The organism is Janthinobacterium sp. BJB426, assembly GCF_002735705.1.
In the GTDB taxonomy this organism is placed as follows: domain Bacteria; phylum Pseudomonadota; class Gammaproteobacteria; order Burkholderiales; family Burkholderiaceae_D; genus Janthinobacterium.
In genome coordinates this window covers 273373-297562 of the sequence record NZ_PDZL01000004.1, presented here as the reverse complement: position 1 = coordinate 297562, position 24190 = coordinate 273373, and the positions used below count along the sequence as shown (strand labels likewise).

Annotated in this window: 22 protein-coding genes; 9 read left to right on the top strand and 13 right to left on the bottom strand. The window is 62.3% G+C overall.

Going from position 1 to position 24190, the window contains the following annotated elements; all coding sequences use genetic code 11:
• Window positions 1-158 precede the first annotated feature (158 nt).
• Together CSQ93_RS09160 and CSQ93_RS09155 are read right to left on the bottom strand one after the other, a co-directional pair.
• Window positions 159-2234, bottom strand: a complete 2076-nt coding sequence (locus CSQ93_RS09160) for a M13 family metallopeptidase (protein WP_099377782.1) — start codon at window positions 2232-2234, stop codon at window positions 159-161.
• Window positions 2235-2365: 131 nt separating this feature from the next.
• Complete coding sequence (locus CSQ93_RS09155; RefSeq protein WP_233516117.1) at window positions 2366-2959, bottom strand: hypothetical protein; 594 nt, start codon at window positions 2957-2959, stop codon at window positions 2366-2368.
• 324 nt (window positions 2960-3283) lie between these two features.
• On the opposite strand from CSQ93_RS09155, the gene CSQ93_RS09150 reads away from it, so the two are divergent.
• The 3 genes from CSQ93_RS09150 to ybaL all read left to right on the top strand — a co-directional run bounded on the left by CSQ93_RS09150 (window position 3284) and on the right by ybaL (window position 7945).
• Window positions 3284-4726, top strand: a complete 1443-nt coding sequence (locus CSQ93_RS09150) for a S41 family peptidase (protein ID WP_099377780.1) — start codon at window positions 3284-3286, stop codon at window positions 4724-4726.
• A 175-nt stretch (window positions 4727-4901) separates the two neighbouring features.
• Window positions 4902-6023, top strand: a complete 1122-nt coding sequence (locus CSQ93_RS09145) for a beta-ketoacyl-ACP synthase III (RefSeq protein ID WP_099377779.1) — start codon at window positions 4902-4904, stop codon at window positions 6021-6023.
• A 209-nt stretch (window positions 6024-6232) separates the two neighbouring features.
• On the top strand, window positions 6233-7945 hold the full coding sequence (gene ybaL, locus CSQ93_RS09140; RefSeq protein ID WP_099377778.1) for a YbaL family putative K(+) efflux transporter: 1713 nt from the start codon (window positions 6233-6235) through the stop codon (window positions 7943-7945).
• A 57-nt stretch (window positions 7946-8002) separates the two neighbouring features.
• Here ybaL and CSQ93_RS09135 read toward each other — a convergent pair whose 3' ends face one another.
• Window positions 8003-10048 carry an NADPH-dependent 2,4-dienoyl-CoA reductase gene (locus CSQ93_RS09135; protein WP_099377777.1) on the bottom strand — a complete coding sequence of 682 codons (2046 nt, stop codon included), beginning with the start codon at window positions 10046-10048 and terminating at the stop codon, window positions 8003-8005.
• A 160-nt stretch (window positions 10049-10208) separates the two neighbouring features.
• Here CSQ93_RS09135 and CSQ93_RS09130 point away from each other — a divergent pair, with 160 nt between their 5' ends.
• A complete protein-coding gene (locus CSQ93_RS09130) occupies window positions 10209-10790 on the top strand; it encodes an SRPBCC family protein (RefSeq protein ID WP_233516116.1) in 582 nt (193 codons plus the stop codon).
• 2 nt (window positions 10791-10792) lie between these two features.
• Here CSQ93_RS09130 and CSQ93_RS09125 read toward each other — a convergent pair whose 3' ends face one another.
• The 4 genes from CSQ93_RS09125 to CSQ93_RS09110 all read right to left on the bottom strand — a co-directional run bounded on the left by CSQ93_RS09125 (window position 10793) and on the right by CSQ93_RS09110 (window position 13361).
• Complete coding sequence (locus tag CSQ93_RS09125; protein ID WP_099377775.1) at window positions 10793-11248, bottom strand: hypothetical protein; 456 nt, start codon at window positions 11246-11248, stop codon at window positions 10793-10795.
• Between the two features lie 42 nt (window positions 11249-11290).
• Window positions 11291-11731, bottom strand: coding sequence for a DUF2721 domain-containing protein (locus CSQ93_RS09120; protein WP_035823621.1), 441 nt, complete (start codon window positions 11729-11731; stop codon window positions 11291-11293).
• A gap of 112 nt (window positions 11732-11843) precedes the next feature.
• Window positions 11844-12800, bottom strand: a complete 957-nt coding sequence (gene pip / locus CSQ93_RS09115) for a prolyl aminopeptidase (RefSeq protein ID WP_099377774.1) — start codon at window positions 12798-12800, stop codon at window positions 11844-11846.
• 78 nt (window positions 12801-12878) lie between these two features.
• Window positions 12879-13361, bottom strand: coding sequence for an Lrp/AsnC family transcriptional regulator (locus CSQ93_RS09110; RefSeq protein WP_034752896.1), 483 nt, complete (start codon window positions 13359-13361; stop codon window positions 12879-12881).
• Between the two features lie 153 nt (window positions 13362-13514).
• Between CSQ93_RS09110 and CSQ93_RS09105 the strand changes: the two genes are divergently transcribed.
• Complete coding sequence (locus tag CSQ93_RS09105; RefSeq protein ID WP_233516115.1) at window positions 13515-14135, top strand: LysE family translocator; 621 nt, start codon at window positions 13515-13517, stop codon at window positions 14133-14135.
• Here CSQ93_RS09105 and CSQ93_RS09100 read toward each other — a convergent pair.
• The 5 genes from CSQ93_RS09100 to CSQ93_RS09080 all read right to left on the bottom strand — a co-directional run bounded on the left by CSQ93_RS09100 (window position 14072) and on the right by CSQ93_RS09080 (window position 19494).
• Window positions 14072-15508, bottom strand: a complete 1437-nt coding sequence (locus tag CSQ93_RS09100) for a hypothetical protein (RefSeq protein ID WP_158301181.1) — start codon at window positions 15506-15508, stop codon at window positions 14072-14074. The genes CSQ93_RS09105 and CSQ93_RS09100 overlap by 64 nt on opposite strands.
• A gap of 118 nt (window positions 15509-15626) precedes the next feature.
• A complete protein-coding gene (gene phbB / locus CSQ93_RS09095) occupies window positions 15627-16367 on the bottom strand; it encodes an acetoacetyl-CoA reductase (protein WP_099377910.1) in 741 nt (246 codons plus the stop codon).
• A gap of 211 nt (window positions 16368-16578) precedes the next feature.
• A complete protein-coding gene (locus CSQ93_RS09090) occupies window positions 16579-17757 on the bottom strand; it encodes an acetyl-CoA C-acetyltransferase (RefSeq protein ID WP_034783723.1) in 1179 nt (392 codons plus the stop codon).
• Between the two features lie 213 nt (window positions 17758-17970).
• Window positions 17971-18456 (bottom strand): phasin family protein, encoded by a 486-nt coding sequence (locus CSQ93_RS09085; protein WP_099377772.1) that lies wholly within the window; start codon window positions 18454-18456, stop codon window positions 17971-17973.
• Between the two features lie 129 nt (window positions 18457-18585).
• Entirely contained in the window at window positions 18586-19494 is a 909-nt protein-coding gene (locus CSQ93_RS09080) for a LysR family transcriptional regulator (RefSeq protein WP_099377771.1), read from the bottom strand.
• Window positions 19495-19612: 118 nt separating this feature from the next.
• Here CSQ93_RS09080 and CSQ93_RS09075 point away from each other — a divergent pair, with 118 nt between their 5' ends.
• From CSQ93_RS09075 to minE, 4 genes are all read left to right on the top strand, one after another.
• On the top strand, window positions 19613-21493 hold the full coding sequence (locus CSQ93_RS09075; protein ID WP_099377770.1) for a 5-methyltetrahydropteroyltriglutamate--homocysteine S-methyltransferase: 1881 nt from the start codon (window positions 19613-19615) through the stop codon (window positions 21491-21493).
• A 228-nt stretch (window positions 21494-21721) separates the two neighbouring features.
• Window positions 21722-22459, top strand: coding sequence for a septum site-determining protein MinC (gene minC, locus CSQ93_RS09070; RefSeq protein ID WP_099377909.1), 738 nt, complete (start codon window positions 21722-21724; stop codon window positions 22457-22459).
• 37 nt (window positions 22460-22496) lie between these two features.
• Window positions 22497-23312, top strand: a complete 816-nt coding sequence (gene minD / locus CSQ93_RS09065) for a septum site-determining protein MinD (RefSeq protein WP_034783730.1) — start codon at window positions 22497-22499, stop codon at window positions 23310-23312.
• 1 nt (window position 23313) lies between these two features.
• Window positions 23314-23565: a cell division topological specificity factor MinE gene (gene minE / locus CSQ93_RS09060; RefSeq protein ID WP_034752886.1), complete on the top strand. Its 252-nt coding sequence runs from the start codon at window positions 23314-23316 to the stop codon at window positions 23563-23565.
• 3 nt (window positions 23566-23568) lie between these two features.
• On the opposite strand, the gene CSQ93_RS09055 is transcribed toward minE, so the two are convergent.
• Window positions 23569-24072 (bottom strand): hypothetical protein, encoded by a 504-nt coding sequence (locus tag CSQ93_RS09055; RefSeq protein WP_099377769.1) that lies wholly within the window; start codon window positions 24070-24072, stop codon window positions 23569-23571.
• Between the last annotated feature and the right edge of the window lie 118 nt (window positions 24073-24190).

Here is a 24190-nt window from a genome sequence, read left to right as displayed (position 1 = left end):
AATATAAGGGTCAGAAGGCCCAAGGCTTCTGGCCCGGTTTTTGACTGTAGCATACCGGCCGAAACGACAGAAAAAACTTTGGCCAGAATGCAAAAAAGACCACGCGAGGTGGTCTTTTCTGTTGTTACAGTAGTACGTTTTCTACGACGTGCACGTGATTACCAGATGATGACGCGGTTTTCCGGAGCGACATACATCTTGTCGCCCGGTTTCACGCCAAACGCTTCATAAAAACCAGGCTGGTTAACCATGGTGCCGTTGGCGCGGTACTGCCCCGGCGAATGCGGATCGGTCTTGATCTGCACGATTTGCTGCGCTTCGCGCATCTTGCTGCGCCACACCTGGCCAAAGCCCATGTAGAAGCGCTGGTCGCCCGTCAAGCCATCGAGCACGGGCGCCGGCTTGCCGCCCAGCGAGATTTTATAGGCTTTATAGGCGATCGCCACGCCCGAGTTGTCGGCGATGTTTTCGCCCAGGGTCAGGGCGCCGTTGACGTGGTAGCCAGGCAATGGGCTGTAGCCATCGTATTGCTTAGTCAACGCGTCGGCCTTGGCGGCGAAATTCTTGCGGTCGGCCGGGGTCCACCAGTCGCGCAAGTTGCCGTCGCCATCGGACTGGCTGCCCTTGTCATCGAAACCGTGGCTGATTTCATGGCCGATGACGGCGCCGATGGCGCCATAATTGACGGCGTCGTCCGCGTTGGCGTCAAAGAATGGCGGTTGCAGGATGGAGGCCGGGAAGACGATTTCATTCATCGTCGAGCTGTAATAGGCGTTCACCGTTTGCGGCGTCATGCCCCACTCTTCGCGGTCGATCGGTTTGCCCAGCTTGGCCACCTGGCGGGCGGAACCGAAGTTGGCGGCGCGCATCATGTTACCTACCAGGTCGCCCTGGACGATTTGCAGCTTCGTGTAATCGCGCCATTTGTTCGGATACGCGATCTTCGGCGTGAACTTGGCCAGCTTGGCTTGCGCTTCCTTCTTGGTTTCCGGGCTCATCCAGTCCAGGGTGTCGATGCTGTCCTTGTAGGCGGCCAGCACGTTTTTCACCAATTCCTGCATGTGCGCCTTGCGCTCCGCAGGGAAATATTGCGCGACATACAGTTTGCCGACGGCTTCGCCCAGCACGCCTTCGACGGCGCCCACGCCACGCTTCCAGCGCGGCTGGTTTTCCGTCACGCCGCTGAGCACCGTGCCGTAGAAGGCAAAGCTTTCGTCGACGAAGTTTTTCGACAGGTAGCTGGCATAGCTGCGCAGCAACTGCCATTCGAAATACGCTTTCAGGGTGTCCAGGTCGGCGGATGCGAGTACCTTGTTGTAGCCGCTCAGGTAGCTCGGCTGGTTGACGATGACGTAATCAACCTTGTTGGCGATGCCCAGGGCGGCCAGGCCGGACTTCAGGTCGTAGCCGGGAGTGAGGTCGTTCAGCTTGTTGATGTCGGTCTTGTTGTAGCGTTTCACGGGGTCGCGGTTCTCGACCTTGGTCCATTGCACTTCGGCCAGGGCCGTCTCCAGTGCAACAACAGCCTTGGCGCGGGCAGCGGCGTTCTTGTCGCCGGCCATGGCCAGCATCTTTTCCACGTGCGCCTGGTATTTCTCCTTGACGCCAGCCTGCTTGGCTTCCAGGTAGTAATCGCGGTCTGGCATGCCCAGGCCGCTCTGGCTCACGTACGCCGCATATTTCGTCGAGGCGCGGGCATCCTGGCCCACATAGACGGCGTAGGGGGTCGACACGCCCGTCTGGCTCAGGTGGGCGATCAGGGCCGGTACGCCCTTCTTGTCGCGCAACGAGCGGATGCGGTTCAGTTCGCCGGCCAGCGGCTTCGTGCCCAGCGCTTCGAGCTTGGCTTCATCCATGTAGCTGGCGTACAGGTCGCTGATTTTCTGCGCTTCGGAACCCGCCTTCTTGTTTTTGTCCTGTTGCGTGGCGACGATGATGCCGCGCAATTGCGGCGTGGTGTCATCGCGCAGCTTGGCGAACGAACCCCAGCTCGACTTGTCGGCAGGAATCTCGGCCGTGGCCAGCCACTTGCCATTCAAATGGGTGAAGAAGTCGTCTTGCACGCGCACGGCAGGGTCGATGTACTGCACATCGATGCCGGAAACGACGCCAGCGGCGGCAGGCGCGACGCTGGGCGCCACGGTCGGGGCGGCCACGGCGGATGCGGGTTCGGCGGCATGGGCAAACGCAGCCAACAGGGTCAGGGTCAGACTGCTTAAGAGATAGCGATTCACGGATTGTCCTTATGGGGCATGTCAAAGAGACCGGGCGGATAGCTGCGGGCGGATAGCCTGCCGCGCCAGGCGCTGCAGGAATGTAGCACGCGACCATGCCCTTTGACCATCCTTGCCCCCCGGACTGCTCCTCAGTTGCCGGGCAACGTCATGCCGGCGCCGCCGCTGCCCATGCTCACGCCCGCACCGCCCATGCCGCCCATTCCCCCCTTGCCGCCCTTGCGCCCGCCGTGCTCGCCACCGGGCGCGCCGCGCGATTCACTGCGGGGCACGGCGGCGTCCATCACGCGCGCCATCTGGCCGGCGATGAACTGGGCCACCATCTGGCGCTGGGTTTCGTCCAGGGCATCGTTGATGCTCAGCCACCACTCGCGCAGCTGCTTTTCTTCAGCCAGGCTCTGCGTGCTTTCCGTATCCAGACCGGCGAGCAAGTCGCGCAGCTCCAGCCGGGGCGCCTGCAAGCCCTGCGTCACGCCCACTTGCAGGCGTTCGCGGCGCGCCTTGCGTTCGCGCAACAGTTGGCGGGATTTCCCTTCCACCTGCTGCCACAAGGTGCTTTGATTCGCATTGAGCTTCAATTCCGTCTTGAAGTCGGGCGCCATCGGCAGCAAGTCTTCCAGGCGCATCTCGGCAATCGGCACGGCCGAGGCGGTCAAGGCGGTGGTGCCCAGCAGCAAGGCCAAGCCGAGACGGCGCATGGCGGGGAGAAAGGTCAACGAGGTCATGGAGGCTCCGGATAAAAAAAAGCCTGCGTCCGTGGACGCAGGCAAAACCACTTCGGGTCGAGAATGCGAGTCCACTATAGGGCCGCCGCACACGCTTTTTTTCGACTCTTACAAATGCTTACTCCCCTCAAGACTAACTATACATCGCATACAAAACCGCAACATATGGCAAGCTGGCCGCCCCGTTTTCGCGCGTAGACTGGGCCCAGGCACGCTTTTTCCATGGCCGGCCCACGCCGGCAGAGATTCAGGTCTATACTTTCAACAAAGCGCCGCTCCACGGGGACTGGCGCTTGTGCAAGACACGCTAGCTGCAAAGGTGCAATGATGGGCAAACTCAAAAATACCGGCTTGATTGGCCTGGGCGTGGTGGCCGGCGTCGCCGTGTCGCTGCAATTTTCCGCGATGGCGCAAAAAACCGTCGAGCCGCCCCTGCCGCTGGAAGAGCTGCGCCAGCTGGCCGACGTGTTTGGCCTGATCAAGTCCGATTACGTGGAACCCGTCGAAGACAAGAAACTGCTGGAAGACGCCATTTCCGGCATGGTCGCCTCGCTCGACCCCCATTCCGCCTACCTCGACAAGAAAGCCTACGCCGAGCTGCGCGAAGGTTCCGAAGGCAAGTTCGTCGGCCTGGGCATTGAAATTGGCCTCAGCGAAGACGGCTACATCAAGATCGTCTCGCCCATCGAGGATTCGCCCGCCTACCGCGCCGGCATCAAGGCCGGCGATCTGATCACCCGCCTCGACGGCCAGCCCGTGAAAGGCGTGAGCCTGGACGACAACGTCAAGCGCATGCGCGGCGAGCCGGGCACCAAGGTATCGCTGACGATTGCCCGCAAGGATGAACCGCAGCCGCTGGCCTTCACCATCACGCGCGAGGAAATCCATCAAAAGAGCGTGAAAGCGAAGATCGTCGAGCCGGGCTACGCCTGGCTGCGCGTGTCGCAATTCCAGGAACCCACCGTCGACGACATGGCCGCGCAGATCACGGCGCTCTACCAGCAAGACCCGAACCTCAAAGGCATGGTGCTGGACCTGCGCAACGATCCGGGCGGCGTGCTGCAGGGCGCCATCGGCGTGTCGGCCGCCTTCCTGCCGAAGGACGCGGCCATCGTCTCGACGAATGGCCAGTTGCCCGATTCGAAACAGGTGTTCTACGGCCGCGCCGAATACTATACTTTCCGCTCGGAAGGCGATGCCCTGGCGAAATTGCCGGCCGCCATCAAGAAAGTGCCGCTGGTGGTGCTCGTCAACACGGGCTCGGCCTCGGCCTCGGAAATCGTCGCCGGCGCCCTGCAGGATTACAAGCGCGCCACCATCATCGGCACGCAAACCTTCGGCAAGGGTTCCGTGCAAACCATCCGCCAGTTGACCGCCGACACGGCCGTCAAGCTGACGACGGCACGCTACTACACGCCGAACGGCCGCTCGATCCAGGCCAAGGGCATCGTGCCCGATTTGCTGGTCGATGAAAATGCGGACGGCGACGGCCTCAACGGCTTGCGCATCCGCGAAGCGGACCTGACCAAGCACCTGAGCAACGACCGCGACAAGGAAAGCACCAAGGCGGCCCCCGTCAACGACGAGATGGAAGAGCAATTGCGCATCATCGCCCTGGAAAAGACCCGCAAGCCGCTGGAATTTGGCAGCAAGGACGATTTCCAATTGCACCAGGCGCTGAACCACCTGAAGGGTTTGCCGGTGCAACTGGCCAAGGCCGAACCGGTGGTGGTGCAAGCCGACGTCAAGAAAGAACAGAAAAAGTAAGCAGTACTGACGGGGGACGCCATGCCCTCCGGTCAGCCGTCCACGCGACAAAAATCAATCTTCCGCCACACTTCCCCTGCCCCGCAACACGAAACTCTCTACAGTCGAGCCTGTTTGTGTAAAATTTGCTTCACTTATCGGCGCCACGTCGATTGCCAAATTTGAAAGTTTAACCATGAAACAAGTCGTCGTCAGCGGTACCGGACTGTACACGCCGCCATTTTCGATCTCCAACGAAGAGCTGGTCACCTGCTTCAATGCCTACGCGGAAAAATTCAATGCCGACAACGCCGACGCGATCGCCGCGGGCACAGTGACGGCGCTGGACCTGTCGAGCGTGGCCTTCATCGAAAAGGCGTCCGGCATCAAGTCGCGCTTCGTGATGGAAAAGGAAGGCATCCTCGATCCGGCGCGCATGGTCTCGCGCATTGCGGAGCGGGGCGATGACGAGCTGTCCCTGCAGGCGGAAATGGCCGTCGCCGCCGCGCGCGATGCGCTGGCCCGCGCCGGTCGCACGCCGGCCGATATCGACATGGTACTGGTCGCTTGCAGCAACATGCAGCGCGCCTACCCGGCCATGGCCGTGGAAGTGCAGGATGCGCTGGGCATCGATGGTTATGGTTTTGACATGAACGTGGCGTGCTCGTCCGCCACCTTCGGCATCCAGCAAGCCGTGGCCGCCGTGCAAAGCGGCCAGGCGCGCGCCGTGCTGGTGCTGAATCCCGAAATCACCAGCGGCCACCTGAACTGGCGCGACCGCGACAGCCATTTCATTTTCGGCGACGCCTGCACGGCCATCATCGTCGAAGCGAAAGACACGGCCGTTTCCCAGCACCAGTTCGAAATCATCGGCACGGAACTGAAAACGCGCTTCTCGAATGCCATCCGCAACAATTTCGGCTTCCTCAACCGTTTTGACGAATCCGGCATGGGCAAGGCCGATAAATTATTCCGCCAGCAAGGCCGCAAGGTCTTCAAAGAAGTGTGCCCGATGGCCGCCGAGATGATCAAGGCCACCCTGGCCAAGGCCGGCGTGGAAGTGGCGCAAGTCTCCCGCTACTGGCTGCACCAGGCTAACCTGAACATGAATTTGCTGATCGCGCGCCTGATCCTGGGCCGCGACGCGGAAGCCAACGAAGCGCCCGTAATCCTCGACACCTACGCCAATACCTCGTCGGCCGGTTCCATCATCGCCTTCCATAAATATCAGGATGACATGGCGGCGGGCGCCACGGGCGTCATCTGCTCGTTCGGCGCCGGCTATTCCATCGGCTGCGTGGTCGTGCGCAAGCTCTGAGCGCATGGGTGTAACATCGCCTGACTCCTGAATTAGGCGATGTTCGAGGTGGATGACATGCGTTCGTGGCCACCTGGACGAAGATATAGCACAGGTTTTTTGCATTAAAGCCGCAGGAAATTTTCCGGCAGGGGCTTTGATGCGTTTATACTTGGTCGCTGAGCAACATCTTTTTCTACCCGCACGTCCCCATAAGGAACCCCACACGCATGCCCCATGACATCAGCCTGATCACCACCATCGCCGCCGCCCTCGGGTTCGGCCTCATCTTCGGCTTCATCGCCGCGCGCCTGAAACTGCCGGCCCTGGTCGGCTATCTGGCCGCCGGCATCATCATCGGACCGGCCACGCCCGGTTTTGTGGCGGATGCGGAAATAGCGGGACAATTGGCGGAAATCGGGGTGATGCTGATGATGTTCGGTGTCGGCCTGCACTTTTCCATCGAAGACTTGTGGGACGTGCGCAAGATCGCGCTGCCCGGCGCCATCCTGCAGATCGGTGTCGCCACGGCGATGGGCATGGGCCTGGCCCACTGGTGGGGCTGGACCCTCGGTGGCGGACTGATCTTCGGCCTGGCCCTGTCCGTGGCCAGTACCGTGGTGCTGCTGCGCGCGCTGGAAGAACGGGGCATCCTCGACTCCCTGAATGGGCGCATCGCCGTCGGCTGGCTGGTGGTGGAAGACCTCGTCACCGTGCTGGTCCTCGTGCTGCTGCCGGCGTTTGCCGGCGTGCTGGGCGGCAAGGTCGCGCCGGATGCCGAGGCCGTCAGCCTGTGGCAAACCCTGGCCATTACGCTGGGGCAAGTAGCCGGTTTCATCGTCTTCATGCTGGTGGTCGGCCGCAAGCTGTTCCCATGGATCCTGTGGCAAGTGGCGCGCACCGGCTCGCGCGAGCTGTTCACCCTGTGCGTGATCGCCGCCGCCGTCGGCATCGCCTACGCTTCGACCAAGCTGTTCGGCGTGTCGTTCGCGCTGGGCGCCTTCTTCGCCGGCATGGTGCTGCGCGAATCCGAACTGAGCCACCGCGCCGCGGAAGAGTCGCTGCCGCTGCGCGACGCGTTTGCCGTGCTGTTCTTCGTTTCCGTCGGCATGCTGTTCGAGCCGAATATCCTCATCGACAAGCCCCTGCAAGTGCTGGCCGTGTGCGCCATCATTATCTTCGGCAAGTCGATTGCCGCCTTTTTGCTCGTGATGGCGCTGCGCTATCCGCCGAAAACGGCCATCATCGTCTCGGCCAGCCTGGCGCAGATCGGTGAATTCTCGTTCATCCTGGCCGCGCTGGGCCTCTCCCTGGGCCTGATGCCGCAGGAAGGCCAAAGCCTGATCCTGGCAGGCGCCATCCTGTCGATCGCCCTCAACCCGCTCGTCTTCAGCATGGCCAAGCCGCTGCTGCGCGTGATGAGCAACAGCGATTTCGCGCGCAAGTTCGAACGCACCACGGACCCGCTGGCCGAGCTGCCGATGACGGTGCCGCAGGAAAAACTGTCGGGCCAGATCGTTCTGGTCGGCTATGGCCGCGTGGGCCGGCGCATCGCCGCCGCCCTGATGGAACGGGGCATCCACTTCGTCGTGGCCGAGGAAAACCGCGAAATCGTCGACCAGCTGCGCAAGCAGGGCATCCCGGCCGTGGCCGGCAATGCGGGCGAACCGGCCGTGCTGATCCAGGCGCACATCACGCACGCCACCATGCTCGTCATCGCCACGCCGGACACCTTCCACGTGCGCGCCATGATCGAGACGGCGCGCGCGCTGAATCCGAGCATCATGACGGTGGTGCGCACGCATAGCGAGGAAGAGGCGGAATTGCTGCGCGCGGAAAACGCGGGCAAGGTATTTATTGGCGAGCACGAGCTGGCCAATGGCATGGCCGAACACGTGCTGCAGAGTTTTGATGCGGCGAAGAAAGGACATGGTGGGCATTAAGCCGGCACCCTTTCCATCCAGCAAGCCTGCCCGCTACCCAGCCGGCAGGCTTTCTTTTTACAGGCTGGCGGCCAGCTCCGCCCCTTCCCGTATCGCCCGCTTGGCGTCGAGTTCCGCCGCCAGCGCGGCGCCGCCAATCTTGTGGAAGCGCGGACCGCCAGTGGCCAAGGGCTTGCCATCCTTGTCGGCGGGCGGCATGAGTTCCGTCAGGCTGTCCTGGCCGGCGCAGATGACCACGTTGTCCACTGCCAGCAGGCGCTGCTCGCCGCCCACGGTGATGTGCAAGCCCTGCTCGTCGATCTTGTCGTAGCTCACGCCGGCCAGCATGGCCACGCCATTTCTCGCCAGCGCCGCGCGGTGCACCCAGCCCGACGTCTTGCCCAGCCCCGCGCCCACTTTCGACGTCTTGCGCTGCAACAGGAAGATTTGCCGCACGGGATCGGGCGCGACGGGCGGCACCAGGCCGCCACCGGTGGCCGCGTTCAAGTCCACGCCCCACTCGCCCGCCCACGTCGCCACGGGCTGCGGCAGCGGATGCGCCGGGTCGTGCAATAAATACTCTCCCACGTCGAAGCCGATGCCGCCCGCGCCGATGATGGCCACGCGCGCGCCCACGGGTTTCTTGGCTTGCAGCACATCCAGGTACGACAGCACCTTCGGGTGGTCGATGCCGGGAATGGCCGGCAGGCGCACCTTGATGCCGGTGGCGACGATGACGTCGTCATAGCCGCCGGCCAGCAACTGTTCGCGCGTGACGCGCTGGCCCAGGCGCAGCTTGACGTCCAGCAGTGCCAGCCGGCGCGCAAAATAGCGGATGGTTTCCGTGAATTCTTCCTTGCCGGGAATTTGCATGGCCACCTTGAACTGGCCGCCCACGCTGTCGCTGCTGTCGAACAGGGTCACCGCGTGCCCGCATTCGGCGGCCACGCAGGCGGCGGACAAGCCGGCCGGGCCAGCGCCGACGACGGCCACCCGGCGCGGCACGGCCTTTTTCGCGTACACGAGTTCCGTTTCATGGCAGGCGCGCGGGTTGACGAGGCAGCTGGCACGCTTGTTGGCAAAGGTATGGTCCAGGCACGCCTGATTGCAGCCGATGCAGGTGTTGATCTCGTCGGCGCGGCCGGAAGCGGCCTTGGCGACAAAGTCGGGGTCGGCCAGGAACGGGCGCGCCATCGACACCAGGTCGCAGTCGCCCCGCTCCAGGATGGCATTGGCTTCGTGCGGCATGTTGATGCGGTTCGACGCCACCACGGGAATCGTCACTTCGCGGCGCAATCGGCCTGCCACGGAAGCGAAGGCGGCGCGCGGCACCGAGGTGACGATGGTGGGCACCCTTGCTTCATGCCAGCCAAAGCCCGTATTCAAAATCGTCACGCCGGCCTGCTCCAGGGCCTTGGCCACCGTTACCACGTCCTCCCAGGTATTGCCGCCCTCGACCAGGTCGAGCAGGGAATGACGGTACATGATGATGAAGTTGGGGCCGACGGCGGCGCGGATGCGGCGCACGATGTCCACGGGCAGGCGCATGCGGTTCTCGATCGTGCCGCCCCAGCGGTCCTGGCGCAGATTCGTGCGCGCGCACAGGAACTGGTTCAGCAAATATCCTTCGCTGCCCATCACTTCGATGCCGTCATAGCCCGCCTTTTGCGCCAGGCGCGCGCAGCGCACGTAGTCGCAGATGGTGCGCTCGATGCCCCGCTCGCTCAGGGGACGGGGACGGAACGGCGAAATCGGCGATTTCTTGGCCGACGCCGAAACGACGAATGGCTGATAGCCATAGCGGCCCGCATGCAGAATCTGCATGACGATCTTGCCGCCCTCTTCGTGCACGGCGCGCGTCACCTTGCGGTGGTTCGGCACGTCGCCGAGGAAATTGAGCGTGCCGCCGAACGGCAGCAGCCAGCCCTGGCGGTTCGGCGAGATGCCTCCCGTGACGATCAGCCCCACGCCGCCGCGCGCCCGTTCGCGGTAAAAGGCGGCCAGCTTGCCATAATGATAAAAACGGTCTTCCAGGCCCGTATGCATGGACCCCATGATGACGCGGTTGCGCAAAGAGGTAAAGCCCAGGTCAAGCGGGGCCAGCAGGTGGGGATAGGCAGTCATGGTGATCGGTCCGGTAGAGGTGGTATGCAGGCCGTACGGTAGCAAGCATTGCCGATCGCCGCAGTGTATTTCTCTAGACCGGGAGTTCTAAATCGCCCGACGCACGGGCCGGCGATGCGTACAGCTTGTGCCGGGCGCAAGTTTCCCGTAGGCTAGGTGCATGACGCGACTCTTCCTTTGCCTGCTGATGCTGTGCGCCGTCCCCGCGACCGCGCTGGCACAGGCGATACGCCTGGACAAGCTGAAGGTCGACGTCAAGCGCATCGAGGTCGACGGGCAGCGCATGTATGAAGTCGATGCCAGCGGCAGCGTGCAGGCGCCGCCGGCGTCCGTGTGGAAGACCCTGACCACCTACGAGCGCATGAGCGAATTCGTGCCCGACCTCAGTTCCTGCCGCGTGCTGTCGCGCAACGGCAATGAAGTCATCATCGAGCAGCAGGGCATGGCGCGCTTCCTGTTCATGAACCACCCCATCCACCTGGTGGTGCGGGCCACGGAAACGCCGTTCACGGCCATCGACATCGCCCTGATCTCCGGCGACATGCGGCACTACGAATCGCGCTGGAATTTGTATCCCATCCCCGAGACGGGTGGCACGCGCATCGTCTTTTCCAGCCGGCTGATGCCAGGCTTCTATGTGCCCGGCATGCTGGGCACGACCATGATACGCGGTGATATCGAACGCATGATGGCGGCAGTATTGGCTCGCATCGACAGCCAGTACGCGGATAAATCGGGCTAAAATTACGCCAGATACGTGTCGCGGTCGCGGATTTCCGCGAAGTTTTCCAGGCTGCCCAGCTTGACCGTGACGGGATTCAGGCTGGCCTGCGGCTGCATCGAGCGCCAGGCGAACAGCCATTCCTGCTCGGCTGCTTCGGCGCGCGTCTTGGTGAAAGCGGCGCCCAGGGCGGCGCGCTGGCCATACTCAACGACGCCATCGATGCCTGCCCAGCTGGGCAAGGTGCGCTGCACGGCGCGGTGCAGGCGTTCGCCGAATTCTTCCGTATTGTGGATGATCAGACAGGCGTCGGCCGGGGCGAACAGGTCGAACAGTTGCTTGTCCCACACTTGCGAAAAACTCAGGGTCAAACAATTTCCCGCAGGCATCAGGCGGAACTGGCCCAGGCTCAGCGCCAGCTCGAGTTCGCTGCGCTGGCCGTAGCGGTGCAGGGTGGGGGGACGTTTGTAATCGTGCATGCTGGACTCGTTCTTCAATAGTAGGGTAAACCGGCGCGCCGCTTACCGTGGCGGGCGGATATGGCGCCGGATGCGCTGGGCCGTCGCGGCCAGATAAATTTCGCGCAGTAAATAAATAAAACAGCCGATCAGGCAAATCACGGCCAGCACAAAGAAGGCCGCGATGTATTTGTCCAGGGTCAGGTTCAGAATATCGCCCAAAAACAGCATGGCGATGATGACGCAGACGAAGAAACCGCACGCCGTGCTCAGCGAAATCGAATAATTGATCAGATGGGTACGCTGATACAAGGTATCGAGCTCATCCATATAGAAATCGTTGTAGCCGATGTCGAGCCGGTCTTCCAGCACGCGCGTACGGTCGATGATACGACCCAGGCGGTTGGTCAGCACCACCAGCATGGTGCCGATACCGGTCAACAGGAAAACCGGCGCAATCGCCAGCTGGATGATATGGCCGATGTCGCCGATCTGTATGTTCATGGATAAAAAGTCGTGGGTTCACACCGGCGCCCGACCTTGGCGCCAGCACAGGCCATAGTGTAGCAGGTGGCGCACGCCGGCTGGCCGCTTTGCCAACCGGCGTGATCTGGCGTCATGCGAAGCCGCGCTCCGGCACGAAGCGCTCGGTGGCGCGCACCAGCGCCGAAGCGATGCCGTGCTCGAGCGCGCCATGGCCCGCGTCGGGGATCATTTCCAGCTGCGCGCCGGGCCAGGCTTGCTTCAGGCGGTAGGCCGACAGCGGCGGGCAGATGGCGTCATAGCGTCCCTGCACGATGACGGCCGGCAAATGCACGATACGCCCCATGTTGCGGATCAGCTGGTCTTCCTCGAAGAAGCCGAGATTGGCCATGTAGTGCGATTCGAGCCGGCCCACGCCCAGGTCCAGCGCATCGTTCGGCGCATCTTCCGGCTGCGGCATCAGGTACACGCGGCGCCCTTCGAAGCGGCTCCAGGCGCGCGCGGCCGGCCAGTACACGGCGGGATCACTGCTGAGGATGCGTTTCACGTAAGCCGCCAGCAAGTCGCCCCGTTCCTCGGCTGGAATAGGCGCGGCGAATTCTTCATACAGTTCCGGATAAAACCAGCGCACACCCTCGATGAACCAGTCGATTTCCGCTTGTGTGCACAGAAAAATGCCGCGCAGCACGAAACCGAGGCACGCTTCCGGATGCGCCTGGCCATACGCCAGGGCCAGGGTCGAGCCCCACGAGCCGCCAAACACCAGCCATTGGGCGATGCCGAACTGGGCGCGCAAGCGTTCGATATCGGCGATCAGCAACTGCGTCGTGTTGTTGCGCCATTCGCCCAGCGGCGTGGACTTGCCGGCGCCGCGCTGGTCGAACAGGATCACGCGGTAGCGCTGCGGGTCAAAAAAGCGGCGATGCTGCGGCGACAGGCCCGCGCCCGGGCCGCCATGCAGGAACAGCACGGGAATGCCGTCGGGATTGCCGCACTCTTCCCAGTAAATGGTGTGGATGTCATCGACCGCCAGCATGCCGTGCCGGTTCGGCGACAGGACGGGAAACAGGGGGGACAAAGAATCGGGCATGGCGGTCCTTAGAATGGCAGTCAGGGCGCCAGGCACGCGTCCTGGCAACTGTTCCAATTATAGTGCGCCGCCAGCGCCTCAGGCCAGCAGCAAGGGCAGGCGGTTCGACGACTTGATTTCGCGCATCGACAGGCTGGACTGGATTTCCGCCACGCCAGGCAGGCGGCGCAGCACGGTCGAGACGAATTCGCCATACGCTTCCAAGTCGCGCGCCACCACTTGCAGGAAATAATCGGCTTCGCCCGCCACATTGTGGCACGACAAGATCTCGGGAATCGTCGCGATGGCTTGCTCGAACTGCGACGGCTGTTCGCCGCCATGGTTGGCAAACACGACGCGCACAAACGCCACCAGGCCGATGCCCAGCTTCTTGCGGTTGAGCAAAGCCTGGTAGCCGGTAATAAAACCTTCCTCTTCCAGGCGGCGCAAACGGCGCCAGACGGGGGTTTCGCTCAGTTTCAAGCGCTCGGCCAGGCGCGCATTCGACAGCCGTCCTTCATCCTGCAACAGCCTGAGTATCTGTAAATCGGTGGCGTCGAGGCTAACTTCTGAAATTTTCATCTAATTTTTATTTTTATAAGAGTGGAATCTACCCTAATACTAGGGCATGCGAGGCAGGAAAAGCAAGCACATTTCATCACAGCAAGAACATAATGGGATCCCGGCGAGCAGGCCGCACCGTGCGCATGCTCCCGCTTTCTTTTCGACCGAGCCATGTCCGATTCTACCTTCCTGATGTACCTGCTGGCACTGGCTGGCGCCTTTTTATTACCGGGCCCCGACATGGCGCTGGTGCTGGCGACTGGCGCCGCGCGCGGCGTGGCCACGGCGCTGGTGACGGCCGTGGGCATTGCCGGCGCGCGCGCCGTCCACGTGGCGCTGTCGGGCGCGGGCCTGGCGGCATTGATGGTGACGCATCCGCAAGCCTTGCAGTGGGTCAAATGGGCGGGCGCCGCCTACCTGCTGTACCTGGCGCTGCGCCTGCTGCAGTCGGCCCTGTCGAGCAAAACGGCACAGGAAGCAGCTGCCCCCGCCACGGCGCATGGCGCCCGCGCCAGCCTGGTGCGCGGCTTCCTGACGAATCTGCTCAATCCGAAGGCACTGTTGTTTTGCAGCATGTTCCTGCCGCAATTCGTCGTCGGCAGCGAGCAGGTCGGCATGCAATACCTGCGCCTGGGTGCCGTGCTGGTGCTGGTGGGCCTGCTGTTCGATGCCCTGTACGCCGTGCTGGCCGCGCGCCTGGCGCGCCGCCTGCGTGGTAAACCCTCGCCTTACGGCAAGTTCGTGCTGCCCACCGTCTTCGTCTTGCTGGCCGGACGGCTGGTGCTGGGCTGACCTTCAGGCGGAAGCGTCGTGCCTTCGGCAAAGAAGGCGGGGTAATCGTGCAGCAGGCTGCGCTCCAAATCGTCGACCTTGCGAAATTGCCGCAGCGACGGTGCCATGGCACGCCCCGCATCCCAGCTGCGCCAGGCGTTCGGCGCATCGAATTGCGCCAGCAAGGCGTCGCCCAGGTCCTGGTACACGGCGGCCATGTGCGGTTTTGCCTGCAGCACTTGCAAATACAGCGCGGTCGCTGCCGGCCACTGCCCCAGCTTGGCACGCAAATTTCCCTCGAACAAGGCCAAGACGGGCTGCTCCAACCCCGTTTGCTTCCTCAATTCCTGCACGGTAGCCAGCGCGGCCGCGATGCCCTCCTGGTCCTTGGCCAGCAGCCCCCGCGTCAGATCGTGGATGGGCTCGCACTCCTGCATGGCCCGTATCTGCTGGGGCGACAGCTTGTCGACCAGTTCGCCCGTGGAAAAATGGTCTTCCAGCATGGTCAAGAAAGCCTCGAAGGGCTTTTCCGCGGCAAAGAGCTTTTCCGCTTCGGCCCGCAGCGCGAGATGTGCCTGGGGTCCCAGCGGCGGCAAGCGCGCCGCCTGCGCCAGCACGCGCTCGAGCGGGGACGCATCGGCCTCCAGCGGACGGGGCCGGTAGGCGGCCAGGGAATATGTGGCGGGCGCATCCATGACAAGCCGGCTGATGCGGAAATGCCGCGTCACCGTGCCGCCCACCTCCTGGTAGTGCAAGGTGAAGTCAGCAGGAAGGCGCTTGCCGCCGGCCAGCATCTTCAGCACCAGCGGGTGGCCACCCCAGGTGTAGCGCAGGTACTGGGCAAACGCCGTGGCCTCGTCACCGCTGACGGGGCTGCCGGCTATGCCCAGGCGCAGCAGGGGCTGTCCGTCGAGCGACCACAGCACGGCACCGTCGAGCACGTGCGGCGCCAGCGCATTGCGCCGCCTGGCCGCCGGCACGGACAGCGCTTGCTCTTCATACACGGGCAGCGTGACGTGAGCCTGCAAGCCGCCAGCCTGGAGCGCGCCGGCCATGCCCTGGCGGTGCGCGATCTCGATGCGGCGAAAGCCCGCCACGTCGAACAGCGAATAGCTATCGTAGGTGGATGCCGCCAGATCGACCAGGTGGCGGCGGCGCGTGGCAAAGTCGAGCACGGACAGGCTCTTGCCATCACGCACGCTCAGGTAATGAGGCCCCAGCACGACATCGCTTTCCTGCGTAGCGCGCGCGGGCAAGCTGGTTTTCACGCCAGGCTGGTTGACGCGCTCGGTAGTCACCGTGACGTGGAAGGCGACGCTGGCCTGGGCCACGCTGGCGCCCAGGAAAAGGATGGCGGCCACGCTGGCGCGGCGCAAGACAGGAACAAGGGTCATGGAGATGATGCATTGGAGAAATACTGATTCTAAGGCAAATCCGGCGATCTCCTTGTTTTGCTGGCAAGCATAAAAAAAGACAGCCGCAGCTGTCTTTTCTGTTTTACCTCAACAACGATTACGACATGTGCTGGCCGCCGTTGATCGAGATGTTGGCGCCCGTGACGAACGCCGCTTCATCGGAAGCCAGGTAAGCCACCAGGCCGGCCACTTCTTCCGGCTTGCCCAGGCGCGCCATCGGAATTTGCGGGATGATTTTGCTGTCGAGCACTTCCTGCGGAATCGCCATGACCATCTTGGTGCCGATGTAGCCTGGCGAGATGGTGTTGACGGTGACGTTCTTGCGCGCCACTTCCAGCGCCAGCGACTTGGTGAAACCATGCATGCCGGCTTTCGCGGCCGAATAGTTGGTCTGGCCGAAGGCGCCCTTCTGGCCATTCACGGACGAGATATTGATGATGCGGCCCCAGCCGCGTTCCACCATGCCGTCGCAGACAGGCTTGGTCATGTTGAAGACGGAGTCGAGGTTGGTGCCCATCACGGCATCCCAGTTCGGCTTGTCCATCTTCTTGAACGTCATGTCGCGCGTGATGCCGGCGTTATTCACCAGCACGTCGACAGGACCGATGTCCTTTTCCACGGCAGCCACGCAGGCGGCCGCCGAATCGTAGTCGGCCACGTCGCACGGATATGCCTTGAAGTCATAGCCCATGTCCTTCGTCGTCGCCAGCCAGTCAGCGACCTTCGGATTGCCTGGGGAATATGTGGTCACCACGCGATAGCCGAGCGCGGCCAACTTGAAACACACCGCTTCGCCCAGACCACCCATGCCACCAGTTACCAATGCAACTCTTGCCATTTTCATCCCCTCAGTGTCGTTCTGTTGCTAAAAAGTTAATTATTTAAATAAAGCAGTCCAAAACCGCTGCATGACGGCGGCGTACCGCATCGCACCCAAGCGTAGCGAGCGGCGATGATTTGTGGCTAAGAAGCGCAACCGTGCTCTAGCACGGTGAGCATCGCAGGCCGCAAAGCGCGCCGCGCAGTAGCTTGGGTGCGGTGCAAGCTACTTAATCGCGTTCGATCGCGAGGGCAACGCCCATGCCGCCACCGATGCACAAGGCAGCCAGGCCTTTCTTGGCGTCGCGGCGGATCATTTCGTGGATCAGGGTGACCAGGATGCGCGCGCCGGAGGCGCCGATCGGGTGGCCGATGGCAATCGCGCCGCCGTTCACGTTGATCTTGCTGGTATCCCAGCCCATTTCCTTGTTGACGGCAATCGCTTGCGCGGCAAACGCTTCGTTGATTTCCATCAGGTCCAGCTCTTCATGCGTCCAGCCGGCTTTTTTCAGGCACAGACGCGATGCGGAGACGGGGCCCATGCCCATGACGGCCGGGTCCAGGCCCGACGATGCGTAGGCCTTGATGCGCGCCAGCGGCTTCAAGCCCAGTTCCTTCGCTTGCGAAGCCGACATCATGATCACGGCGGCGGCGCCATCGTTCAGGCCCGAGGCGTTGCCGGCGGTAACAGTACCGTCCTTGGCGAACGCGGGACGCAGGCCGGCCAGCGATTCCAGGGTCGAACCAGGCTTGATGTATTCATCGCTGTCGAAGACGACGGTGCCTTTTTTGTTGGCGATTTCCAGCGGCAGGATTTCATCCTTGAACTTGCCCGCCTTTTGCGCCGCTTCCGCCTTCAGTTGCGATTGCAGCGCGAACTCATCCTGCTCGGCGCGCGTCACTTCGTATTTCTTGGCGACGTTTTCCGCCGTGATGCCCATGTGATACTGGTTGTACACGTCCCACAGGCCGTCGACGATCATGGTGTCGATCATCTTGAAGTCGCCCATGCGGAAACCGTCGCGCGAGCCGTTCATCGCGTGCGGCGAAGCGCTCATGTTTTCCTGGCCGCCGGCGATGATGATGTTGGCGTCGCCGCACTTGATCGCTTGCGCCGCCAGGTGCGTGGCCTTCAGGCCGCTGCCGCATACCTTGTTGATGGTAAATGCCGGGATGGAGCTAGGCAGGCCAGCCTTGATGACGGCCTGGCGCGCGGCGTTCTGGCCGACGGCGGCCGTCAGTACCTGGCCCAGGATCGCTTCGCCGATCAGGTTCGGGTCGATGCCGGTTTGTGCCAGCAAGCCCTTGATTACATGCGCGCCCAATTCGGACGCAGGAATCTTGGCCAGACTGCCACCGAATTTGCCGACTGCGGTACGGCCGGCGGCCACGATTACGACATCATCCATTTATTTCTCCGATAAGCAGGCCACGAGGGCCAAGGTCAAGGTGTTAATACAATCCAATGAGAATCCGGGAAGACACAGCAAGCTGTGTTTCATTCTAGCGCGGCATGCGCCGCAGTTCCAGCGCCGCACCGCAGGCGGCGGCGATGACAGCCTGCTTGCGGTGGCGGCGGGCGGCCTGGCGCGGCGGATAGCCGCTGCCGGGCCGCAACACGCTCAGGCCTGGCGAGCAGGACGCGTATTTTTATTTTTATCATACCCTTCATCGGCGCCGCCGAAAGTGGTTTTTAGAAAATTATTGAAGGGAATAATCAGGGGCACGGGCGTTTGCTTTACCACCTGCAACAGCTCGTCAATTTTTTGACGCGATGCAGCAAACTCACCCTTTGTCACAGTATCGAATTTCTCCTGGGTTTCCTGAGCAACATCCTTTGCCTGACGGTTATATGCACCGATGCGTTCGATGGCCAGTTGCGACTGCGTGCGCGACAGTTGCAGCAGCGCTTGCGTATCCTTCGCGGACAGCAGCTGATTGCCCGCTACCGTAGCGGCCGCCAGCGCCGCGCGGGCCGCATCGAGCTGCAATTCCAGGACGCTGGCGCCGCTGTCGACGGCGGCCTGGGCATACGCTTGCGCGCTGATCAATTGTGCTTCCACCACGGCCTTGCCGGCCAGTGCCCATTGCTCGGAAAATGAAAACATAGTGTTCCTCCCCAAAGAGTAGGCAGCGCCATGTTGCGCCGCACAGTGCTCAACTGTAAGCGGTGGTTCATTGCTGAACCTTGATATTTATCAAGCTTTGCTGTTGGTTTGTTTCCAATTCAACGTTGATCAGGACAACAACTTGATACCGTCGAGCGAGGCCGCGCACTGCTCGCGTATCACGCCGACGAAATCGCGCACATACGCCTTGTCCTGCAGGTGGTCCGGCACGGACACGTACAAATCGCTCCACAAGCCGTGCTCGCCCACAGGGCGCGCCACCACATAATCGTAATCGACGTAATTCTTGATGGCCCAGTTCGGCAAGGCGGCAATGCCGCGCCGGCTCGCCACCAGCTGCAGCACGGCGACCGTCAATTCGGCCGTGCGACGTTCAAACTGGATGCCGGCGGGCCGCAGCACTTCGCGGATCAGGTCGATGCGTTCTTCCGGCACCGGATAGGTAATCAGGGTCTCGCCCGTAAAGTCGGCCGCCACCAGCCGGCGCTGCGCCTGCAGCCGGTGCTTCTGCGCCATCACCACCAGCATTTCAAAGCGGAACAGGGGAAACACGGTGAAATCGGGGCCATACGGCGAACCGATCACGAGGTCCGCCTCGCCCGAACGCAGCAAGTCCGCCGGTTCGCTGTGAAAGCCGGAGACAAGATCGATCTCCACTTCCGGCCAGCGCTGGCGGAACGCATCCATCACGGGCATGAGCCAATCGAAACAGGTATGGCATTCGAGCGCCACGCGCAACTGCCCCTTGTCGCCCTGCGACAGGCGCGCCACGTCGCGCTCGGCCAGCTCGATCTCGGGCAGCAGCTTGTCGGCCAGCTCCAGCAACCGGCTGCCCGTGGCCGTAAACGCGATCGGCATCGACTTGCGCTCGAACAGGGGCGCCTTGTAGCGCTCTTCGAGCAAACGGATCTGGTGCGACAGGGCCGACTGGGTCAGGTTGAGCAGCTGCGCGGCGCGCACCAGGCTGCCGGACGAACGCAGGGCACTCAAGGTGCGCAGGTGACGGATTTCTAGCATCGGGGAAATGGATTCTGTGCGTGAATTATTTTCATGTTATTCGGCAAAATGTTTCGTTTTGATTATAGATCAAGTTGCCGCACACTCTAGCGCATTCACATTAAATCTCGATGACATCATGACCGTGCACACCCATATCCTTGGCTTTCCCCGTATCGGCGCCGCGCGCGAGCTGACATTGGCGCTGGAAAGCCACTGGCGCGGCGAGCTGTCCGAGGCAGCGCTGGAAGCGACGGGCCAGCAACTACGCGCGCGCCACTGGGCATTGCAAAGGGACGCCGGGCTCGATTACGTCACCGTGGGCGACTTCGCCTTGTATGACCAGGTCGCCAACCATATCCAGCTGCTGGGCTGCGAACCGGCGCGTTTCAACTTCACGCCGGAGCAATCGCCCCTGGCGCGCTATTTCACGATGGCGCGCGGTGAAGCAACGCATGCGGACTGCGGCCACGCGCACCATAGCAACGCCGCCGGCACTGCCGCGCTGGAAATGACCAAGTGGTTTGACACCAATTACCATTACCTGGTACCCGAACTGTCGCCGCAGACCCGATTTTCTCTCGCTGGCGAGCGCCTGCTGGCGGAAGTGGCCGAAGCGCAGGCGCTCGGTCACCAGGTCAAGGCGGCCCTGATCGGCCCCCTCACCTTCCTTTGGCTGGGCAAGGAAAAGACGCCGGGCGAGTCAGGCTTCGACCGTCTGGCCCTGCTGGAACAATTGCTGCCCGTCTACGGCGCTCTGCTCGACCGCCTGAAACAGCAAGGCGTGACGTGGGTGCAGCTGGACGAACCGATCCTGGGCCTGGACTTGCCCAGCGCCTGGCGCAGCGCCTTCGAGAGCACGTATTGGCAGCTGAACCAGGTGGGCGTGAATATTTTGCTGGCCACGTATTTCTCGCCGCTGGAAGAAAACCTCAGCCTGACCTGCCGCCTGCCCGTGGCCGGCCTGCATGTAGACGGCATCCGCGCGCCGCATGAATTGATCAGCGTGACGGACTGGCTGCCCGCGCATAAAGTCTTGTCGGTCGGTATCGTCGATGGCCGCAATATCTGGCGCACCGACCTCGACGCAGCCCTGGCCGTGCTGCGGCCGCTGGCGGCCAAGCGCAACGGCCACCTGTGGCTTGCGCCGTCATGCTCCTTGCTGCACGTGCCGTTCAGCCTGGCGGCCGAGACGGAGCTCGATAGCGAAATCAAGACCTGGCTGGCGTTCGCCACGGAAAAACTGTCGGAAATCGCCGTTCTCAAGGATGCGCTTGAAGGCCACCCCGATGACAGCGCACTGGCCGCATTGGCCACTTTCCGTCAGGCCATTGCCAGCCGCCGCGCCAGCCATAAGCGGGGCGAACTTGGATCCGCCGAGTATGAAGCACAGATGTGCGCCGAAATCGCCCACGCTGTGGGACGCCAGGAAGCGCTGGGCCTGGACGTGCTCGTGCATGGCGAGGCGGAACGCAACGACATGGTCGAATACTTTGGCGAGCAACTGGACGGTTTTATCTTCACGCGCCACGGCTGGGTGCAATCGTACGGCTCGCGCTGTGTGAAACCGCCCGTCATCTACGGCGACGTGCAGCGCCCGGCCGCCATGACGGTGGCCTGGACGGTGCACGCGCAAAGCCTGACCAATAAACCGATGAAGGGCATGCTGACGGGCCCGGTGACGATCTTGCAATGGTCGTTCGTGCGCGACGACCAGCCGCGCGCCGCCACGGCGCTGCAGCTGGCCCTGGCCATCCGCGATGAAGTCCAGGATCTGGAAACGGCTGGCATCGGCATCATCCAGGTCGACGAGCCGGCCATGCGCGAAGGCTTGCCGCTGCGCCGCGGCCAGTGGGACGCCTACCTGGACTGGGCCACGCGCGCCTTCCGCATCGCCGTCATTCCACCAGCCCAGTTATGGGTCAACCCGGACTGCGGCTTGAAGACGCGGGGCTGGGCGGAAACGGAAGCGGCTTTAAAGAATATGGTCGCGGCGGCGCGGCAGATGCGCGCAGCTTGATCCAGGACAGCGCCGTCAGGGCGCATTCTCGGCTGCTTTCAGGGCGGCGCACCGGTTTTCCGGGGCGCCGTCCGTTTTTTTTGACATGAAGTAGGTGTTGCCCTGCGGAATAGCACGCGCCAGGCCCCTGATGCTGATTTTTTTGCAGTAGAATGCAAGAAATTTACTGCTCCCATTGTTGCCGTACGGAACATCTGGCCTGCCGCAGTTTCACTTTGATAAATGTTTATGTCCAAAAGCCCGTCGCAGAAGCCTATCGAAATCAAGATTTCCACCGTCGTTGCTGTCTCCGCCATTCTGCATAGCGCCGATACGCAGGCACTCGATGCCGCCCTGCGCGACATGACGGGAGGCGTGGCCGACTTTTTCGAGGACGACCTGGCCGTGCTGGACGTGGCGGCCTTGCCGCCCGGCAGCGTGCCCATCGATTGGGCCGCCCTCGTGGCCTTGCTGAAAAAATACCGCTTGAATGCCGTGGCCGTGCGCAATGCGCCGGCCGACATGCATGACGCCATCCTGGCGCAAGGCTTGAGCCTTGACAGCGGCAAGACGCGCGACGATGCGCCGCCCAAGGATACGCCCACTGCCGCCGCCCAGTCCGGCGCCGACGCACAGGTGATGGTGATCGACACCCCCGTGCGGGCCGGCCAGCGCATTTATGCGCGCGGCTGCGACCTGATCATCACCGCCGTCGTCAACAATGGCGCCGAAATCATCGCCGACGGCAGCATCCACGTATATTCCTCGCTGTACGGCCGCGCGCTGGCCGGCGCCTCGGGCAATGCCCAGGCCCGCATCTTCGCGCTGGCCATGGAACCGGAACTGGTCTCGATCGCCGGCGTGTACCGCACGTTCGAGGATGGTTTCCCCGCAGAAATGGCGCGCGGACCCGCGCAAATTCGTTTGGCTGGCGACAGAATCGATATACACTCTGTCAATCCGGTCACTCCCGTGAACCGCTCTTAAGCTGCACAATTCAAGAGATATCTGAAAAGGATTATTTGTGGCAAGAATTATTGTTGTGACGTCCGGCAAGGGCGGTGTCGGCAAGACGACCTCTAGCGCCAGTTTTTCCACTGGCCTGGCCATGCGCGGCCACAAGACAGCCGTGCTCGACTTCGACGTGGGCCTGCGTAACCTCGACCTGATCATGGGTTGCGAGCGCCGCGTCGTCTACGATCTGATCAATGTGATCAACAAAGAGGCCACCCTGAACCAGGCCCTGATCAAGGACAAGCACTGCGACAACCTGTTCATCCTGCCCGCTTCGCAAACGCGCGACAAGGATGCCTTGTCGGAAGAAGGCGTGGAACGCGTGTTGAACGACCTGATCAACATGGGTTTCGAATTCATCATCTGCGATTCGCCGGCCGGCATCGAGCATGGCGCGCTGATGGCGCTGACTTTCGCCGACGAAGCCATCATCGTCACCAACCCGGAAGTGTCGTCGGTGCGCGATTCGGACCGCATCCTCGGCATCCTGCAAGCCAAGTCGCGCCGTGCGCAGACAGGCGGCGAACCGGTCAAGGAACATTTGCTGATCACCCGCTACTCGCCGAAACGCGTGGAATCGGATGAAATGCTGTCCTACCAGGACGTGCAGGAAATCCTGCGCATCCCGCTGGTGGGCATCATTCCGGAATCGGAGCAAGTGCTGGCTGCCTCGAACCAGGGCAATCCAGCCATCCACTTCACGGGCACGGACGTGGCGCAAGCCTATGAAGACGTGGTCTCGCGTTTCCTCGGCGAAGATGTCGAGTTGCGCTTTACCAACTATGAAAAGCCTGGATTACTCCAGCGCATTTTTGGGGCGAAGTGATATGGCCTTGCTTTCTTTCCTGTTCCCCCCCAAGCCGAAGACGGCCACCGCGGCCAAGGAACGCCTGCAGATCATCATCGCCCGCGAACGCAGCGGACGCGATGGTCCGGACTTCCTGCCCGCCCTGCACAAGGAATTGATCGCCGTCATTTCCAAGTACACCAAGGTGAATGCCGACGACATCAAGATCTCGCTGGACCGCCAGGGCAACCTGGAGGTGCTCGACGTCAACGTGGTGCTGCCGGACGCGTAAGCGTTAATCCGGCCTGACCGTGAGCAATTCCTGCGCCACCGCGGCGCAGGCGTTCACGTGCTGGTTGCCGATCTGGCGAAACACGGCGTAGCCAATGGCTGCCGCCACCGCCTGGCCGGCGAACGGCACGAAGCGCGCCACCTGCTTGGTGGCAATCTTGACGCCACTGCGCTTGAGCAGGTGGAGGATCAGTTCGCGCGACACCAGCTTTCCCACCAGCATGCCACCCATGCCCACCGCCGCGCGGTAGGCCATCATCTTGAACTGCGGGTTCAACCGCTCGATCTGCTCGGGCGTGAGACCGAATTCGTGGTTGATATCATTGATCAGCATGGAAAACAGGCCCACGTCGGACATCAGGTCGATGCCGGGAATGGGGATGGCCGAGGCGCCCGCCGACATCATGGCACGCCGCTGCACCAGGCGCCGGCAACGCTCGCGCACTTGCTCGATGTCCGCATGGTTGCCCGGTATCAGGGTCCAATCGGTAGTACTCTTGTCTGGCATGGCCGTTTCTCCGCGAGTAAGGGTAGATGAACAAGTGTAACGTAAAGGCCTGCGCTGCCGATTTCACTGGACACAGTTGCAATCTCTGTTATATTTCACTTGAGCATTCCTTAACATT

Bases quoted from the DNA above. Each gene is read 5' to 3' on its own strand.
- CSQ93_RS09155 (WP_233516117.1), bottom strand. From the start codon at position 2,959: ATGACCTCGTTGACCTTTCTCCCCGCCATGCGCCGTCTCGGCTTGGCC.
- CSQ93_RS09150 (WP_099377780.1), top strand. From the start codon at position 3,284: ATGATGGGCAAACTCAAAAATACCGGCTTGATTGGCCTGGGCGTGGTG.
- CSQ93_RS09145 (WP_099377779.1), top strand. From the start codon at position 4,902: ATGAAACAAGTCGTCGTCAGCGGTACCGGACTGTACACGCCGCCATTT.
- ybaL (WP_099377778.1), top strand. From the start codon at position 6,233: ATGCCCCATGACATCAGCCTGATCACCACCATCGCCGCCGCCCTCGGG.
- CSQ93_RS09135 (WP_099377777.1), bottom strand. From the start codon at position 10,048: ATGACTGCCTATCCCCACCTGCTGGCCCCGCTTGACCTGGGCTTTACC.
- CSQ93_RS09130 (WP_233516116.1), top strand. From the start codon at position 10,209: ATGACGCGACTCTTCCTTTGCCTGCTGATGCTGTGCGCCGTCCCCGCG.
- CSQ93_RS09125 (WP_099377775.1), bottom strand. From the start codon at position 11,248: ATGCACGATTACAAACGTCCCCCCACCCTGCACCGCTACGGCCAGCGC.
- CSQ93_RS09120 (WP_035823621.1), bottom strand. From the start codon at position 11,731: ATGAACATACAGATCGGCGACATCGGCCATATCATCCAGCTGGCGATT.
- pip (WP_099377774.1), bottom strand. From the start codon at position 12,800: ATGCCCGATTCTTTGTCCCCCCTGTTTCCCGTCCTGTCGCCGAACCGG.
- CSQ93_RS09110 (WP_034752896.1), bottom strand. From the start codon at position 13,361: ATGAAAATTTCAGAAGTTAGCCTCGACGCCACCGATTTACAGATACTC.
- CSQ93_RS09105 (WP_233516115.1), top strand. From the start codon at position 13,515: ATGTCCGATTCTACCTTCCTGATGTACCTGCTGGCACTGGCTGGCGCC.
- CSQ93_RS09100 (WP_158301181.1), bottom strand. From the start codon at position 15,508: ATGACCCTTGTTCCTGTCTTGCGCCGCGCCAGCGTGGCCGCCATCCTT.
- phbB (WP_099377910.1), bottom strand. From the start codon at position 16,367: ATGGCAAGAGTTGCATTGGTAACTGGTGGCATGGGTGGTCTGGGCGAA.
- CSQ93_RS09090 (WP_034783723.1), bottom strand. From the start codon at position 17,757: ATGGATGATGTCGTAATCGTGGCCGCCGGCCGTACCGCAGTCGGCAAA.
- CSQ93_RS09085 (WP_099377772.1), bottom strand. From the start codon at position 18,456: ATGTTTTCATTTTCCGAGCAATGGGCACTGGCCGGCAAGGCCGTGGTG.
- CSQ93_RS09080 (WP_099377771.1), bottom strand. From the start codon at position 19,494: ATGCTAGAAATCCGTCACCTGCGCACCTTGAGTGCCCTGCGTTCGTCC.
- CSQ93_RS09075 (WP_099377770.1), top strand. From the start codon at position 19,613: ATGACCGTGCACACCCATATCCTTGGCTTTCCCCGTATCGGCGCCGCG.
- minC (WP_099377909.1), top strand. From the start codon at position 21,722: ATGTCCAAAAGCCCGTCGCAGAAGCCTATCGAAATCAAGATTTCCACC.
- minE (WP_034752886.1), top strand. From the start codon at position 23,314: ATGGCCTTGCTTTCTTTCCTGTTCCCCCCCAAGCCGAAGACGGCCACC.
- CSQ93_RS09055 (WP_099377769.1), bottom strand. From the start codon at position 24,072: ATGCCAGACAAGAGTACTACCGATTGGACCCTGATACCGGGCAACCAT.